Raw genomic sequence first — 15,975 nt, forward strand, 5'->3', positions numbered from 1 at the left:
TCGCCCTGGCGAGGGCCGATCCGGCGGCCCTGCTCGCCCCGGCCGGCACCGTGTCCTGGGCCGTGGCGGGTGCCGTCTCGCCGTGCCCGCCCGCCTCGGCGGACGCCGAACCAGCGTCCGCGACCGCCCCGGCGGACGCCGAACCCGCAGCGCCGCTCGCCCCGTCAGGGGCCGGACAGGCCGACGCGCTCGGTCCGGCGGGGACCGGCGCGGCGGCCCGGATCGCGTCGGCAGCTGCCGGACCGCCCGGCTCTCTCGCCTCGGCGGGAGCGGGGCCGGCGGCCTCGGCGACCCTGGCGGGGGCCGGACCCGCGGCGCCACGCGACCTGGCAACGGCCGAACCCGCGGCGCCGCTCGCTTCCGCAGTGCCGCTCGCTCCCGCAGTGCCGCTCGCTCCCGCGGTGCCCCGGGACGCGTCGGCGGGCGCCGTGCCGCCGGGCTCGGTCACGGCGGCGGGTGCCGAACCACTGGTTCCGCCGGCGTCCGCGGGCGTCGGACCATCGGGGTCGCCCACCGCGGCGGGTGGCGGACCACTGATCTCGGTCGCGTCGACGGACACCGTGCGGGCGGGCTCGCTCGCCTCGACGACGGCCCGGCCGGCGGCGGGGGGCGCGGCGGCGGGCGCCGCCGCCATCGGCGTTGCGGCGGTGGGTTTCTTGGGGGCGCCGGTCTCGGTGCGGGCGTGGCGGGGTGGGATGGCCAGGCGCAGGACGTCGGCGCGGGTGCCCGCGTAGCGGGCCGCGACGGCGGCGACCAGGGTGAGCACCTCCGGGGTCAGGACCCGTTCGGCGGAGACCACCTTCTCCAGCGCGAGCATCCGGCCGGTGTGGTCGGTGCGGGGCAGGCGGGCCAGCAGGTAGCCGTCGACCAGGCGGCCCGCGAACCGGACGCGGACCCGGACACCGGGCTGGGCGATCTCGTCGAGTTCGGGCGGGACGAGATAGTCGAAGTCCCGGTCCAGGTGCGCAGGCGACAGCAGCGGGAGCACCCGTGCGATCGGGTGTCCCGCTGCTGTCGTGTCGTTCTCCGCGATGTCCACGCGGGGTGAGGGCTCCTACAGGCCGGCGGCCGCGCGCAGCTTCTCGGCGCGGTCGGTGTGCTCCCAGGGCAGGTCGACGTCGGTGCGGCCGAAGTGGCCGTACGCGGCGGTCGGGGCGTAGATCGGGCGCAGCAGGTCGAGATCGCGGATGATCGCGCCCGGACGCAGGTCGAACACCTCGGAGATGGCGGCGGAGATGCGCGCCGGGTCGACCTTCTCGGTGCCGAAGGTCTCCACGAACAGGCCGACCGGGGCGGCCTTGCCGATGGCGTAGGCGACCTGGACCTCGACCCGCTCGGACAGGCCTGCGGCGACGACGTTCTTGGCGACCCAGCGCATGGCGTAGGCGGCCGAGCGGTCGACCTTCGACGGGTCCTTGCCGGAGAAGGCGCCGCCACCGTGGCGGGCCATGCCGCCGTAGGTGTCGACGATGATCTTGCGGCCGGTCAGGCCCGCGTCGCCCATCGGGCCGCCGAGGACGAACTTGCCGGTCGGGTTGACCAGCAGCCGGATTCCGGTGGTGTCGAGGCCGGGCACGTCCAGGTCGGCCAGCACCGCGTCGACGACCTTCTCGCGGATGTCGGGCGCGAGCAGGTTGTCGAGGTCGATGTCGGCGGCGTGCTGGGTGGAGATGACCACCGTGTCGAGGCGGACCGGCTTGTCCCCGTCGTATTCGATGGTGACCTGGGTCTTGCCGTCGGGGCGCAGGTAGGGCAGGACGCCGGACTTGCGAACCTCGGTGAGCTTGCGGGAGAGGCGGTGCGCCAGCGCGATCGGCAGCGGCATCAGCTCGGGGGTGTCGGTGGTGGCGTACCCGAACATCAGGCCCTGGTCGCCCGCGCCCTGGCGCTCGATCTCGTCGTCGGAACCGCCGACGCGGGCCTCGTGCGAGGTGTCGACACCCTGGGCGATGTCCGGCGACTGCGCGCCGATCGCGATGTTCACGCCGCAGGAGTTGCCGTCGAAACCCTTGGCCGAGGAGTCGTAACCGATCTCGAGGACCTTCTCGCGCACGATGCGCGGGATGTCGGCGTAGGCGGAGGTGGTGACCTCGCCCGCGACGTGGACCTGGCCGGTGGTCACCAGGGTCTCCACCGCGACCCGGCTGCGCGGGTCTTCCGCCAGCAACGCGTCGAGGATGGAATCGCTGATGGCGTCACAGATCTTGTCGGGGTGGCCTTCGGTCACGGACTCACTGGTGAATAGGCGGCTGCCGGTCGTCACAGTTCTTCCCTCTCCCTCAACGGGTAACACGTCACGGCTTGCCACCGTAATGTCTCGGTGCTACGGCACAAGCCTTCTATCCAGACTATTCCAAACCACCGACGCGGTGGTGACAGTCCCTAAGCCTGCCCGTAACACGTCGGTGACCGGTACACTTCGCGCGTGATCGCCGTTGTCTCGCAACGGGATACGCGATCTTCGGCCCGCCGTTCCCGGCGCGCCGGTTCACCGCAGCAGCGGCACGAGGGCGTCGAGCACGCGGCTGGCCAGCAGGGCCTTGGAGCCGTGATCGAGCGCCTGTTCGGCGCCGTCGGCGCCCAGCAGCCAGCCGTCGTTGGTGTCGACCTCGAACGCCTTGCCCTCGCCCACCGCGTTGACCACGAGCAGGTCGCAGCCCTTGCGGGCCAGCTTCGCGCGGGCGTGGGTCAGCACGTCGCCGTTCTCGTCCCCGGTCTCGGCGGCGAAACCGACGATGGCGGTGCCGGGCAGCTGCCCCTCGCCGCGCGCCTGCACCAGACCGGCCAGGATGTCCGGGTTCTTGGTGAGCGGGATCGTGTCCGGCTCCCCGGCGCCCTTCTTGATCTTGGCGGCGGCCACGTTGGTCGGCCGGAAATCCGCGACGGCGGCGGCCATGATGACCGCGTCCGCGCCGACGGCGTGCTTGTCCACCGCCACCTGCAGCTGCTCGGCCGTGGTGATGTGCACCAGGTCGACCGCGGCGGGCGGGGCCAGCTCGATCGTATTGCCCGCGATCAGGGTGACCTGGGCGCCGCGCTGGGCGGCGACCCGGGCCAGCGCGTAGCCCTGCTTCCCGGAGCTCCGGTTGCCGAGGAAACGTACCGGGTCGAGGGGCTCACGGGTGCCGCCCGCGCTGATCACCAGGCGGCGGCCCTCCAGGTCGCGCGGCAGGGCGTCGGCGCGTTCGAGCAGCAGCGAGGCCAGGACGAAGATCTCCTCCGGTTCCGGCAGCCTGCCCGGGCCGGTGTCGGCGCCCGTCAGCCGGCCCGAGGCGGGCGACATGACGTTGGCGCCGTGCGCGCGCAGGGTCGCGACGTTGGCCACCGTCGCCGGATGCTCCCACATCTCGGTGTGCATCGCGGGCGCGAACAGCACCGGACATCGGGCCGTCAGCAACGTGGCCGTCAGCAGATCGTCGGCGCGGCCGTGCGCGGCGCGCGCCATCAGGTCGGCGGTCGCCGGGGCGACGACCACCAGGTCGGCCTCCTGGCCGAGCCGCACGTGCGGAACCTCCGGCACGTCGGCGAAGACGCCGGTGTGCACCGGCTGTCCGGACAGCGCCTCGAACGTCGCCTTGCCGACGAACTGCAGGGCAGCTTCGGTGGGAATCACCCGCACCTGGTGGCCGGTCTCGGTGAACCGGCGCACCAGCGCGCACGCCTTGTAGGCGGCGATGCCCCCGCCGACCCCGACGACGATCCGCATGATCTCTTCCGCCTCCGGACTGGTCTCGCCCTACTCGCCTTCGGTGTGCTCGAGCAGGTCGGAGTGGATCTCGCGCATGGCCACCGACAGCGGCTTCTCCTGCAGGCCCGGCTCGACCAGCGGGCCGACGTACTCGAGGATGCCGTCGCCGAGCTGGTTGTAGTAGTCGTTGATCTGACGCGCCCGCTTGGCCGCGTAGATCACCAGGGCGTACTTGGACGACGTGCGCTCGAGCAGCTCATCGATCGGCGGGTTGGTCAGGCCGATCGGGGTGTCGTACGCGGGCGCGGTCTTGGTGTCGCTCACTGAAGAGGCTCCTGGCGGGTCGGTGATCGGATTACGTACTCGAATCAGAGCTAACGAACAACGATACCAACTCCTCGCAGGCAGTCGTTACCTCGCTGTTCACGATGACGGTGTCGAACTCGTCACAGGCTGCCAGTTCGACCCGGGCGGTCTCGAGCCGACGCGCGATCACCTCGGGGGTCTCGGTGCCGCGCGAGGTGAGCCGGGAGACCAGCTCGTCCCAGCTCGGCGGGGCGAGGAAGACCAGCCGCGCCTCGGGCATCGCCGCGCGCACCGACCGGGCGCCCTCGAGGTCGACCTCGACCAGCACCGGCAGTCCGGCGTCCAGCGCCTCGCGCACCGGGGCGGCCGGGGTGCCCGACCGCTGGAGCCCGCCGTGGATGTCGGCCCATTCGAGCAGTTCGCCCGCCGCGATCATGGCGTCGAACTGTTCCCGGGTGACGAACCGGTAGTCGCGGCCGTCGACCTCCCCGGGCCGGGGGGCCCGGGTCGTCGCCGACACACTGAAGACCAGTTCGGGCAGGCGTTCCCGCACGCACCGCACGACCGTGGACTTGCCCACGGCCGAGGGGCCGACCAGTACTACCAGCCGGCCCTTCCGCGTGTGTTCGACCACCCTCGTATCAGGCGTCGAAGTCGAAGCGAGCGAGCAGCGCCTTGCGCTGCCGGTCGCCGAGGCCACGGAGACGGCGCGTCGGCGCGATCTCCAGCTCGGTCATGATCTCGGCAGCCTTGACCTTGCCCACCTTCGGCAGAGCCTCGAGCAGGGCCGACACCTTCATCTTGCCGAGGATCTCGTCGGACTCGGCGTCGGTGAGGACCTGCTTCAGGTTGGTGCCGCCACGCTTCAGGCGCTCCTTGAGCTCCGCCCGAGCACGGCGAGCGGCAGCCGCCTTCTCCAAAGCAGCGGCGCGCTGCTCGTCAGTCAGCTGGGGAAGGGCCACGGTTCCTCCGTCTCATCGTTCATTGCTAGATCTACCGCCGGTTACCCGGACGGTCCCAGCGACCGTACCCACGTGGCCCGCCGATTGCGAACCCGACCCCCAGGTCAGGGCAAGTTTACGGATGCCGTATGGGACGCGCGGACCAGATGCGGTGACCGCGCATTCCGGCCCGTGCGACCGGTCGGCGAATTCGAAAAACACGGCATCAACAGCGGTTATAGCCAAAGCGTCCGAGGTAGCCACCGAATTGCGAGGTGGACGGCGCACGACCCGGCAGACCCGATACCGCGCGACCAGGGGGTTTCCGGAAATTCCCCGCGTGTCGTCGCATTTCACACCGCGTGTCGCACCTTCCCCGCCGGTAACCACCGCCGGCCCGGTCGCGGGGCTCAGGCCCGGTCCGCGTATTGGCAGAACTCGACGAGCGTCCCCTCGGGCGCGCGCAGCTGCGCCACCCGCATGCCCCACGCGGGCCGGTCAACGGGCCCGGCGACGACCCGCGCGCCCCGGGCCGCGGCCACCGCGACCGCGTGATCCACCTCGGCCACCCGCAGCACGACGACCACCGTGTCGACGGAGGGCCGCGGCCCGTGCGCGGCCCCGATCGCGGCGTCCATGAACGCGCGGCTGAACAGGGCCAGGTCGGTGCCGCCGACGGTGAAGCACGCGTAGGGTCCCGCCTCGGGATCGGCGACCGGGTCCTTGGGCACCAGGCCGAGGGTGTCGCGGTAGAAGCGGTAGCTCGCGCCGAAATCGTCGACGAGGACCCGGGTCTGGCCGAAGGACACCAGGCCGAGGCCGTCCGGGGACCCGGCGGGTCCGGTCCGTGGCGCCCGCGCGCCGCGATGGGCGTCGAGGGCGGCGCGCGCGGCCGTCACCGCGACGTCGTCGACCCAGGGCGGGATCGGCGCGGCGCGGGCGATGTACTCGCGCACCAGGCCGTAGGGGATGGCCTTGACGGCCATCCGGGCGATCTCCACGGCCCGCTCGTCGTCGCCCAGCTCGGCGCGCACGGCGGCCAGCAGGGCCGCGTTCATCTCGTCGTTGACGGAGGCGATCCCCGCGCGCAGCTCGGGCGGGCCGACCTCGAGGAGCTCGTCGCGGTGGAACATCTTCATCGCCCGCGCCTCGGTGGGATTCTCGCGGCAGTAGCGGGGCAGGTAGCTCGCCGCGGCGGCCAGGGGATCGGGCCCGCGCAAGGCGTCGAGCAGCCCCACGTGGAAGCGCCGGATCGACCGCAGCCACAGCCGGGCCAGCAGTTCGTCGCGGGAGGCGAAGCGGACGTAGATCGAGCCCGTGTGGATGCCCGAGGCGGCGCTGATGGCCGCGATGGCGGGCCGCAGCACCGTGGGATCGGCCAGCAGGTCGCGGGCGGCGTCGAGGACCTGATCGTCGGTGAAGCGCCGGGGTCTTGCCACCGGATCAGCCTAGTGACAGAGTTTATGAATATGAATTCAAAAACTAGGCCGGTGGTCGGTTCGCTCCTGGTGTTCATCGGCGCGGTGCACACGGCGCTGGGCGTGGTGGTGTGGCTGACCGGCGATCAGGACGGCGAGCTGATGTTCTGGTTCACCGCGTTCGGCGTGGTGGCCATGGCGCTGGGGGTGGCGGTGATCGAACTGGAACGGGCACGCGGTGCCGTGCCGGTGTCGATGCTGGCCTGCCTGGCGGTGATCACCGTGGGCGGCTTGATCTTCCAGCCCGTCTCGGGCTTCTGGACACTGCTCGCGCCGCTGGCGGTCGGCGTCATCGGGACCCGGCGGCAGCAGCGGGCGGCGGCGTGGGCGAGCTGATCCAGCTGATCTCCGGACACGCCGAGAACCGGGGCAGGCTCGGCCTGCCCCGGTGTCACGGAGACGGGTTCAGTTCTGCAGGAAGGCGAACTCCTCCTGCAGCTGCGCGGTTCGCTCGCACAGCGCGGTCACCGACGGCCCGGCGGCCAGCACCTCGCGGCTGACGTTGGGGACCGCGTAACGCAGGCCGTCGGCGGGCAGGAGGGCGCGGATCGAGTCCGCTCCCCCGCCCTGGGCGCCCACGCCGGGCATGAGCACCGGGCCGTTGAGCTCCGACAGGTCCGGCGCCTCGGTGAGCGTGGCGCCGACGACGACGCCCACCGAACCGAACGCGCTGCCCGCGTTGCGCGCGGCGGCCTCGTCCACCATCGTCTGGGCGATGGTGCGGCCGTCGGCGGCGGTGATCCGCTGTAGCTGTGCGCCTTCGGGATTCGAGGTCGCCGCCAGGACGAACACGCCGCGGCCGTTGGCCTCCGCCAGCGACAGCGCCGGATCGAGCGAACCGAAACCCAGGTACGGCGAGACGGTCACCGCGTCCGAACCCAGCGGCCCGTCACCCAGCCAGGCGTGGGCGTAGGCGTCCATGGTGGAGCCGATGTCGCCCCGCTTGGCGTCGGCGAGCACCAGGGTGCCCGAGGCCCGCAGCACCTCGATGGTGCGTTCGAGCACGGCCAGGCCCGCCGAGCCGTAGGTCTCGAAGAACGCGACCTGCGGCTTGACCAGGGCGACGCGGCCGTCGAAGGCCTCGACGCAGATCTCGGCGAAGGTCTCGAGACCCTCGGCGTTCTCGGCGAGGCCCCAGGCCCGCAGCAGGCCCGGGTGGGGGTCGATGCCGACGCACAGCGGGCCGAATTCCCGCAGGGCGGACTGTAATCGGGTGCCGAACGTCGTCATCGACCCTTCTCCTGGATGGTCAGCCACGCAGCACCGAGTGCAGTTCCTGCAGGGACCGCACGCCGATACCGCCGTTGATGCCCGCCTCGATGCCCTGCACGGCCGCGGCCGCGCCCTGCACCGTGGTGATGCACGGGATGTTCGCGCCCACCGCGGCGGTACGGATCTCGTAGCCGTCCACGCGGGGGCCCGAGTTGCCGTAGGGGGTGTTGAACACGATGTCGATCTCGCCGTCGCGGATCTGCTCGACGACCGAGGCCAGCGGGGCGCCGGTCTCGGGATCGGTGCTCTCCGGGTCGGAGTGCTTGCGGACCTGCTCGCACGGGATGCCGTTGCGGCGCAGGGTCTCCGCGGTGCCCTCCGTGGCCAGGATGCGGAAGCCCAGGTCGTGCAGGCGCTTGATCGGGAACACCATGGCGCGCTTGTCGCGGTTGGCGACCGAGACGAACACGGTGCCCTCGGTGGGCAGCGAGCCGTAGGCGGCGGCCTGGCTCTTGGCGAAGGCGGTGCCGAAGTCGGCGTCGATACCCATGACCTCGCCGGTCGACTTCATCTCCGGGGACAGCAGCGAGTCGACCCCGGAGCCGTCGGCGCGGCGGAACCGGTGGAAGGGCAGCACCGCTTCCTTCACCGCGACCGGCGCGTCCAGCGGGACGTGCCCGCCGTCGCCCTCGGGCGGCAGCATGCCCTCGGCGCGCAGTTCGGCGATGGTGGCGCCGAGCATGACGCGGGCGCAGGCCTTGGCCAGCGGCACCGCCGTCGCCTTGGAGACGAACGGCACGGTGCGGCTCGCGCGCGGGTTGGCCTCGAGGACGTAGAGCACGTCGTCCTTGAGGGCGTACTGCACGTTGAGCAGGCCCTTGACCCCGATGCCCTTGGCCAGGGCGACGGTGGAACGCCGCACGGCCTCGATGTCGCTGCGGCCCAGGGTGATCGGGGGCAGCGCGCAGGCGGAGTCGCCGGAGTGGATGCCCGCCTCCTCGATGTGTTCCATGACGCCGCCGAGGAAGACCTCCTCGCCGTCGCACAGGGCGTCGACGTCGATCTCGATGGCGTCCTCGAGGAAGCGGTCGACCAGGACCGGGTGCTCGGGGTTGAGTTCGGTGGCGCGGGAGATGTAGCCCTCGAGGGACTTCTCGTCGTAGACGATCTCCATGCCGCGCCCGCCGAGCACGTAGGACGGGCGGACCAGCACCGGATAGCCGATGCCCGCCGCGATCTTCTTGGCCTGCTCGACCGTGGTCGCGGTGCCGTACTTCGGCGCAGGCAGGCCCGCCGCGACGAGCACGTCACCGAATTCGCCGCGGTCCTCGGCCAGGTCGATGGCCGCCGCCGAGGTGCCGACGACCGGGACACCCGCGTCGGTGAGGCGCTGCGCCAGGCCGAGCGGGGTCTGGCCGCCGAGCTGGACGATGACACCGGCCACGGTGCCCGACTCGGACTCGGCGTGGTAGACCTCGAGCACGTCCTCGAAGGTCAGCGGCTCGAAGTAGAGGCGGTCGGCGGTGTCGTAGTCCGTCGAGACGGTCTCGGGGTTGCAGTTGACCATGACGGTCTCGTAGCCCGCGGCCGACAGCGTCTGCGCGGCGTGCACGCACGAGTAGTCGAACTCGATGCCCTGGCCGATGCGGTTGGGGCCCGAGCCGAGGATGATCACCTTGTCGCGTTCGCGCTGCGGGGCGACCTCGGACTCCGCGCCGGAATCGAGCTCGTAGGCGCTGTAGTGGTACGGGGTCTTGGCCTCGAACTCCGCGGCGCAGGTGTCGACGGTCTTGTAGACCGGCCGCACGCCGAGGCGGTGCCGCAGCGCGCGCACGCCCGCCTCGCCCGCGAGCTCGGGGCGCAGGGCGGCGAGCTGACGGTCGGACAGGCCGTAGTGCTTGGCGTGGCGCAGCAGGTCCTCGTCGAGGACGGGCGCGTCGAGGATCTCCTCGCGCAGGCCGACCAGGCCCGCGATCTCGGCGACGAACCAGGGGTCGATGCCGGAGGCGGCGGCGGTCTCTTCGATGCTCGCGCCGAACCGCAGCGCCCGTTCGACCTGGTAGATGCGGCCCTCGGTGGGCACGCGCAGGTCGGCGAGGATCGCTTCGATCGCCGCGCGCACCGACGCCGGGTCGTTCGCGTCGGCCGGGGCCCACTTCCCGTCCTCGGCGGTCCAGAAGCCGGCGGCCTTGGTCTCGAGGGACCGCAGCACCTTGCCGAGGGCCTCGGTGAAGTTGCGGCCGAGCGACATGGCCTCACCGACGGACTTCATCGTGGTGGTCAGCGTGCCGTCGGCGCCGGGGAACTTCTCGAAGGCGAACCGCGGCGCCTTGACCACGACGTAGTCGAGCGTGGGCTCGAAGCAGGCCGGGGTCTCCTTGGTGATGTCGTTGACGATCTCGTCGAGCGTGTAGCCGATGGCCAGCTTGGCGGCGATCTTGGCGATCGGGAAGCCGGTGGCCTTGGACGCCAGCGCCGAGGACCGCGAGACGCGCGGGTTCATCTCGATGACGATCAGGCGGCCGTCGCGCGGATCGACCGCGAACTGGATGTTGCAGCCGCCGGTGTCGACGCCGACCTCGCGCAGGATGGCGATGCCGAGATCGCGCATCTTCTGGTACTCGCGGTCGGTCAGCGTCATCGCCGGGGCCACGGTCATCGAGTCGCCGGTGTGCACGCCCATCGGGTCGACGTTCTCGATGGAGCAGACGATGACCACGTTGTCGCGGCCGTCGCGCATGAGCTCGAGCTCGTATTCCTTCCAGCCGAGGATGGACTCCTCGATCAGGACGTTCGCGGTCGGCGACGCGGCGAGGCCGCCGCCGGCGATGCGGTCGAGGTCCTCGTGGTTGTAGGCCATGCCCGAGCCGAGGCCGCCCATGGTGAACGACGGGCGCACGACGACCGGGAAGCCGAGCTCGGCGACCGTCTCGCGGACCTCGTCCATGGTGAAACAGACCTTGGAGCGGGCGCTCTCGCCGCCGACCTTGGCGACGATGTCCTTGAACTTCTGCCGGTCCTCACCGCGCTGGATGGCGTCGAAGTCGGCGCCGATCAGCTCGACGTTGTACTTCTCCAGCACCCCGCGCTCGTGCAGCGCGACCGCGGTGTTGAGCGCGGTCTGCCCGCCGAGGGTGGCGAGAATGGCGTCGGGACGCTCCTTCTCGATGACCTTCTCGACGAACTCCGGGGTGATCGGCTCCACGTAGGTGGAGTCCGCGAACTCGGGGTCGGTCATGATGGTCGCCGGGTTGGAGTTCACCAGCGACACGCGCAGTCCCTCGGACCGCAGCACCCGGCACGCCTGGGTGCCGGAGTAGTCGAATTCGCACGCCTGGCCGATGACGATCGGTCCGGAACCGATCACCAGGATGTGCTTCAGATCCTCGCGGCGAGGCATCAGGCTCCTTCCATGAGACCGGCGAAACGGTCGAACAGGTATGCGGCGTCGTGCGGGCCTGCGGCGGCCTCGGGGTGGTACTGCACCGAGAAGGCGCGGCCGTCGAGCAGCCGCACACCCTCGACGGTGCCGTCGTTGGCGCAGATGTGGGAGACCTCGGCCTTGCCGAACGGGGTGTCGAACACCTCGCCCTTCTCGCCCTCGAGGGCGAAGCCGTGATTCTGCGCGGTGATGGAGATGCGGCCGGTGCCCGCCTCGACCACCGGGATGTTGATGCCGCGGTGACCGAACTTCATCTTGTAGGTGTCGCGGCCCAGCGCCCGGCCCAGGATCTGGTTGCCGAAGCAGATGCCGAACAGCGGGATGCCGCGCTCGAGCACACCCTGGGTCAGGGCGATCGCGCCGGTCTGGGTGGCCGGGTCGCCGGGGCCGTTCGACAGGAACACGCCGTTCGGGTTCAGCGCCAGGATGTCGTCGAGCGAGGTGTTCGACGGCACCACGTGGGTGCGCACGCCGCGCTCGGCGAACATGCGCGGCGTGTTGGTCTTGATGCCCAGGTCGACCGCGACGACGGTGAAGCGATGCTCGCCCACCGGCTCGATCGTGTACAGGCCGTCGGTGCTGACCTCCTCGGCCAGGTCGGCGCCCAGCATCGAGGGCTGCCCGTTGACCCGGGTCAGCAGCTCCTCGTCGGAGGCCAGCGCCTCGCCGGAGAAGATGCCCGCCTTCATCGAGCCGCGGGTGCGCAGGTGCCGCACGACGGCGCGGGTGTCGATGCCGGCGATACCGACCACGTCCTGCCGGTCGAGCTGGTCCTGCAGGGTGCCGGTGGCGCGCCAGTTCGAGGAGATCGGCGAGGGGTCGCGCACGGCGTACCCGGCGACCCAGATCCGGCCGGACTCGTCGTCCTCGTCGTTCCAGCCGGTGTTGCCGATCTGCGGGGCCGTGGCCACCACGATCTGGCGGGCGTAGCTGGGATCGGTCAGGGTCTCCTGGTAACCGGTCATCGCGGTGCAGAACACCGCCTCACCCAGGGTCTGGCCCTGCGCGCCGAAGGCCGTACCGCGGAACACGCGGCCGTCCTCCAGCACCAGGGCCGCTTTGGTCTTCGTCATTCCTCGTCATCTCCCGTCGTCACCCTGGTCGCGTCCGCTGTCCACGCCGGGTACACCGTCTTGTCGTCTCCCCGGAATCCGGTGTCGATCTCGGTTCCGGTCGGCAGTGTCCAGCGAATCACCAGCACACCATTCTGTGTCATCACCTTGCCCGCGTGACCGCGTTCGGTACGCACCGCGACGACGGACTCGGCGGGAATCCACACCGGCGCCGCGCCGTCGCGTTCGAGCAGGATTCCGCGCTCGAAGCGGGTGAGCTCCGCGGTCGCGCGGAAGCCCAGGTCACCGACCGCGATCCGGTCCTGCCAGCTGGGCGCCATGGTGGAGCCCAGGTAGAGGCCGGTGGTCGGTTCGAGCACCTGCGCGCCCAGCTCGGCGGGCACCGGGGGCAGCTCCCCGATCAGGGCCTGCTGCCGGGCCGCCCGCTTGCCCCAGGCCCGGTACATCAGCCACAGGCACAGCACGAACAGTGCCAGCAACCCCAGCACCCACAGCGTTCTCTCCACTTGCCTGCCCTCCTAGACCCCGACCGCCTTGCCGTCCCGGGCGGTCACCCGGCCGCGCAGCACGGTGGCTGTCACCTCGGCCGGGAACGTCATGTCCTCGAACGGGGTGTTGTTCGAGATGCTGGCGAGCTCGGCGCCGCGCACGGTCCAGCTCGCATCGGGGTCGATCAGCGTCAGGTTGGCGGGCTCGCCGACCGCGATGGGGCGGCCGTGCTCGTCGAGCCCGACGATCTGCGCCGGTCGTTCGCTCATCACCTTCGCCACCCCGCGCCAGTCGAGCAGGCCCGGGCGCACCATCGTCTCCACGATGATCGACAGGGCGGTCTCGAGGCCGAGCATGCCGGGGCGGGCCCGGGCGAACTCGCAGCACTTGTCCTGCTCGGCGTGCGGCGCGTGGTCGGTGGCCACGCAGTCGATGATCCCGTCGGCCAGGGCCTGACGCAGCGCGGCGGCGTCGGAGGACTCGCGCAGCGGCGGGTTCACCTTGTTCACCGCGTCGTAGGTCTCGAGGCGCGAGTCGTCGAGCAGCAGGTGATGCGGGGTGACCTCGGCGGTGATCGAGATGCCCTGGGACTTGGCCCAGCGCACCAGCTCGACGGTGCCCGCGGTCGACGCGTGGCAGATGTGCACGCGGGCGCCCGCGTCACGGGCCAGCAGCGCGTCGCGCGCCACGATCGACTCCTCGGCGGCGCGCGGCCAGCCGGCCAGCCCGAGCCGGGCGGCGTTGGGTCCCTCGTGGGCGACGGCGCCCTCGGTCAGGCGCGGCTCCTCCGCGTGCTGGGCGATGAGCACGCCGAGGGAGGTCGCGTACTCCAGCGCGCGACGCATGATCAGCGGGTCGTAGACGCAGTGCCCGTCGTCGGAGAACATGCGCACCTGCCCGACACCGGCGGCCATGGTGCCCATCTCGGCGAGCTGCTTGCCCTCGAGGCCGACGGTGACCGCGCCGACCGGGTACACGTCGACCAGGCCGACCTCCCGCCCGCGCCGCCACACGTGATCGGTCACGACCACCGAATCCGCGACCGGGTTCGTGTTGGCCATCGCGAAGACCGCCGTGTACCCGCCCAGCGCCGCGGCGGCGGAACCGGTCTCGATGGTCTCGGTGTCCTCGCGGCCGGGCTCGCGCAGGTGGGTGTGCAGGTCGACGAAGCCGGGCAGCAGGATCCGGCCGTGCCCCTCGAGCACCTCGGCGCCCTCGGGCGCGTCGAGCCCGGCCGCGATCTCGGCGACGACCCCGGCGCGCACGAGCACGTCGACGGGTTCGCCCTCACCGTAGGGCCGGACGTTCTTGATCAGCAGGTCGCTCACGCCGCCTCCTCCGTGCCCACGAGCAGCCGGAACAACACGGCCATCCGCATGTGCACTCCATTGGTCACCTGTTGCAGGACCGCCGCCTTGGGCGAATCCGCGACGCCGAAGCCGATCTCCATGCCGCGCAGCATCGGGCCGGGATGCAGGACAACCGCGTCCTCGCCGAGCACGGCGAGCCGACGCTCGGACAGCCCGTAGTTGACCGCGTACTCGCGCGCCGACGGGAAGAAACCGCCGTTCATGCGCTCGGCCTGCACGCGCAGCATCATCACCGCGTCGGCGCCGGGCAGTTCGGCGTCCAGCGAGTTCGACACCCGGCACGGCCAGGACTCGACGCCCACCGGCAGCAGTGTGCCGGGCGCGACGAGGACCACCTCGGCGCCGAGCGTGTTCAGCAGGAAGACGTTCGAGCGCGCGACCCGGCTGTGCAGGATGTCGCCGACCAGCACGATCCGCTTGCCCTCGATGTCGCCGAGGCGCTGGCGCAGGGTCAGCGCGTCCAGCAGCGCCTGCGTCGGGTGCTGGTGGGTGCCGTCACCGGCGTTGATGATCGCCGGGGCCTGGCGGTTCTCCGCGCGGGCCCACTGCTCCATCCAGCGCGCGATCTGGTGCGCGGCGCCGGAGGCGGGGTGGCGCACGATGAGCGCGTCGGCGCCCGCGGCGTGCAGGGTCAGCGCGGTGTCGCGCAGCGATTCGCCCTTGGAGACCGAGGAACTCGACGCGCTGACGTTGATGACGTCGGCGCTCATCCACTTGCCCGCGACCTCGAACGAGACCCGGGTGCGGGTGGAGTTCTCGTAGAACACCGTCATCACGGTGCGGCCGCGCAGGGTCGGCAGCTTCTTCACCTCGCGGCCGAGCAGGGCCTGCTCGAACCGCTGGGCCTCGTCCAGGAGTTCGGTGGCGGTGCCGCGATCCAGGTCGGCGACGGTCAGCAGATGCTTCATGCCTGGGCCTCCTGGTGCAGGTAGACGCCGTCGCGGCCGTCGTGCTCGGACAGCAGCACCGAGATGTCCTCCGAGCGCGAGGTCGGCACGTTCTTGCCGACGTAGTCGGCGCGGATGGGAAGTTCGCGATGCCCGCGGTCGATGAGCACGGCCAGCTGGACCGCGCGGGGGCGGCCCAGGTCGCGCAGGCCGTCCAGGGCCGAGCGCACGGTGCGGCCGGAGAACAGCACGTCGTCGACGAGGACGACCAGGGTGTCGTCGATGCCGCCGTCGGGGACCGAGGTGCGCTCGAGCGGCCGGTGCGGCCGGGTGCGCAGGTCGTCGCGGTAGAGGGTGATGTCGAGCGAGCCCAGCGCCGGACGGACGCCGGTGAACTCCTCGATCTTGCCGGTGAGGCGCGCGGCGAGGGTGGTGCCGCGGGTGGGGATGCCGATGAGGACCACGCGCGGTGCGTCGGCGTCGCCGGAATCCAGCGCGGTCTTCTCGATGATCTGGTGCGCGATGCGCGCGACGGTCCGGTTCACGTCGGATGGCGACAGCAGCTCGCGCCCGGCCGACACCCACTCCGGAGTGTGCCGCGGCGAGGTCTCGCTCACTCGGCCACCCCGCCGGTCCTCGGCGGACAGGCGCCCGATGCGCGCCGCGTCTGGGGTTCGCTCGCACGCTCGCTCACGCCGGTTCCGGCGGCCCGTTCTTCGGGCACAGCCATGCCGACCTCCTTCCCCGCCTCACCGGACGGTCCGTTAAAGGATGTCTTACGGGTAGAAGGGTAACAGTGCCCCGAAGGTGCCTTTCACCAGGCATATAGGGGTGTGAGCGGCGCCACGGCCGCCCCGCGCGGCGCCGTCGGTGCGGCCGCGCTCACAGCGGCGGGGAAATCCCTGGGCACCGCGGACTTTCGCCGCCCTGCCCGGCCCACCGCCGCCGCGGCCCCCGTTCGCGCCTCCCCCTCGGGGTGACCGGTTTCACCGCGACCGGCCGACCGGTCCGGTTGCCTCACCGTAGCGGTCCCGCGCCGCGCCGCGCCGGCGGACCGGACGCGGCGGCGGACGCCGGACACCGCGCCCG

At 71.6% G+C, this 15,975-nt stretch carries 14 protein-coding genes and 1 pseudogene; 1 reads left to right on the top strand and 14 read right to left on the bottom strand.

Translation table 11 applies throughout. The features are described from left to right. From ON36_RS36220 to ON36_RS35870, 7 genes and pseudogenes are all read right to left on the bottom strand, one after another. On the bottom strand, window positions 1-1,033 hold a 1,033-nt coding region (locus ON36_RS36220; RefSeq protein WP_506330657.1), incomplete at its 3' end, for a primosomal protein N' family DNA-binding protein. A 21-nt stretch (window positions 1,034-1,054) separates the two neighbouring features. Beyond that, the gene (gene metK, locus ON36_RS15890; protein WP_043653526.1) at window positions 1,055-2,263 is read right to left on the bottom strand and encodes a methionine adenosyltransferase; all 1,209 of its coding nucleotides are present in this window, start codon (window positions 2,261-2,263) and stop codon (window positions 1,055-1,057) included. Between the two features lie 225 nt (window positions 2,264-2,488). Next, window positions 2,489-3,712, bottom strand: a pseudogene (gene coaBC, locus ON36_RS15895) (bifunctional phosphopantothenoylcysteine decarboxylase/phosphopantothenate--cysteine ligase CoaBC); the annotation flags it as partial. A 24-nt stretch (window positions 3,713-3,736) separates the two neighbouring features. Beyond that, window positions 3,737-4,012, bottom strand: a complete 276-nt coding sequence (rpoZ, locus tag ON36_RS15900; RefSeq protein ID WP_043653533.1) for a DNA-directed RNA polymerase subunit omega — start codon at window positions 4,010-4,012, stop codon at window positions 3,737-3,739. 31 nt (window positions 4,013-4,043) lie between these two features. Beyond that, on the bottom strand, window positions 4,044-4,628 hold the full coding sequence (gmk, locus tag ON36_RS15905) for a guanylate kinase (protein ID WP_043653535.1): 585 nt from the start codon (window positions 4,626-4,628) through the stop codon (window positions 4,044-4,046). Window positions 4,629-4,635: 7 nt separating this feature from the next. Beyond that, window positions 4,636-4,956: an integration host factor, actinobacterial type gene (gene mihF / locus ON36_RS15910; RefSeq protein ID WP_043653536.1), complete on the bottom strand. Its 321-nt coding sequence runs from the start codon at window positions 4,954-4,956 to the stop codon at window positions 4,636-4,638. Window positions 4,957-5,345: 389 nt separating this feature from the next. Next, window positions 5,346-6,374 (bottom strand): VOC family protein, encoded by a 1,029-nt coding sequence (locus ON36_RS35870; protein ID WP_218001209.1) that lies wholly within the window; start codon window positions 6,372-6,374, stop codon window positions 5,346-5,348. Between the two features lie 51 nt (window positions 6,375-6,425). On the opposite strand from ON36_RS35870, the gene ON36_RS15920 reads away from it, so the two are divergent. Next, window positions 6,426-6,749 (top strand): DUF6463 family protein, encoded by a 324-nt coding sequence (locus tag ON36_RS15920; protein WP_245558094.1) that lies wholly within the window; start codon window positions 6,426-6,428, stop codon window positions 6,747-6,749. Window positions 6,750-6,818: 69 nt separating this feature from the next. Here ON36_RS15920 and pyrF read toward each other — a convergent pair whose 3' ends face one another. Genes pyrF through pyrR form a run of 7 tightly spaced genes read right to left on the bottom strand, consistent with a single transcriptional unit; the run spans window position 6,819 to window position 15,503 of the window. Next, on the bottom strand, window positions 6,819-7,643 hold the full coding sequence (gene pyrF / locus ON36_RS15925) for an orotidine-5'-phosphate decarboxylase (protein ID WP_043653541.1): 825 nt from the start codon (window positions 7,641-7,643) through the stop codon (window positions 6,819-6,821). 19 nt (window positions 7,644-7,662) lie between these two features. Continuing rightward, window positions 7,663-11,025, bottom strand: coding sequence for a carbamoyl-phosphate synthase large subunit (gene carB, locus ON36_RS15930; protein ID WP_043653544.1), 3,363 nt, complete (start codon window positions 11,023-11,025; stop codon window positions 7,663-7,665). Further along, window positions 11,025-12,140, bottom strand: coding sequence for a glutamine-hydrolyzing carbamoyl-phosphate synthase small subunit (gene carA / locus ON36_RS15935; protein ID WP_043653547.1), 1,116 nt, complete (start codon window positions 12,138-12,140; stop codon window positions 11,025-11,027). The genes carB and carA overlap by 1 nt, the downstream gene beginning before the upstream one ends. Then, window positions 12,137-12,646, bottom strand: coding sequence for a PH-like domain-containing protein (locus ON36_RS15940; RefSeq protein ID WP_043653550.1), 510 nt, complete (start codon window positions 12,644-12,646; stop codon window positions 12,137-12,139). Before ON36_RS15940 ends, carA begins: the two co-directional genes overlap by 4 nt. A 12-nt stretch (window positions 12,647-12,658) precedes the next feature. Beyond that, window positions 12,659-13,957 (bottom strand): dihydroorotase, encoded by a 1,299-nt coding sequence (locus ON36_RS15945; RefSeq protein WP_043653554.1) that lies wholly within the window; start codon window positions 13,955-13,957, stop codon window positions 12,659-12,661. Continuing rightward, a complete protein-coding gene (locus ON36_RS15950) occupies window positions 13,954-14,907 on the bottom strand; it encodes an aspartate carbamoyltransferase catalytic subunit (RefSeq protein ID WP_043653556.1) in 954 nt (317 codons plus the stop codon). The genes ON36_RS15945 and ON36_RS15950 overlap by 4 nt, the downstream gene beginning before the upstream one ends. After that, window positions 14,904-15,503 (bottom strand): bifunctional pyr operon transcriptional regulator/uracil phosphoribosyltransferase PyrR, encoded by a 600-nt coding sequence (gene pyrR / locus ON36_RS15955; protein ID WP_083885169.1) that lies wholly within the window; start codon window positions 15,501-15,503, stop codon window positions 14,904-14,906. The genes ON36_RS15950 and pyrR overlap by 4 nt, the downstream gene beginning before the upstream one ends. Window positions 15,504-15,975: the final 472 nt, after the last annotated feature.

Origin of the sequence: Nocardia thailandica NBRC 100428 (genome assembly GCF_000308795.1) — a bacterium.
Taxonomy (GTDB): domain Bacteria; phylum Actinomycetota; class Actinomycetes; order Mycobacteriales; family Mycobacteriaceae; genus Nocardia; species Nocardia thailandica.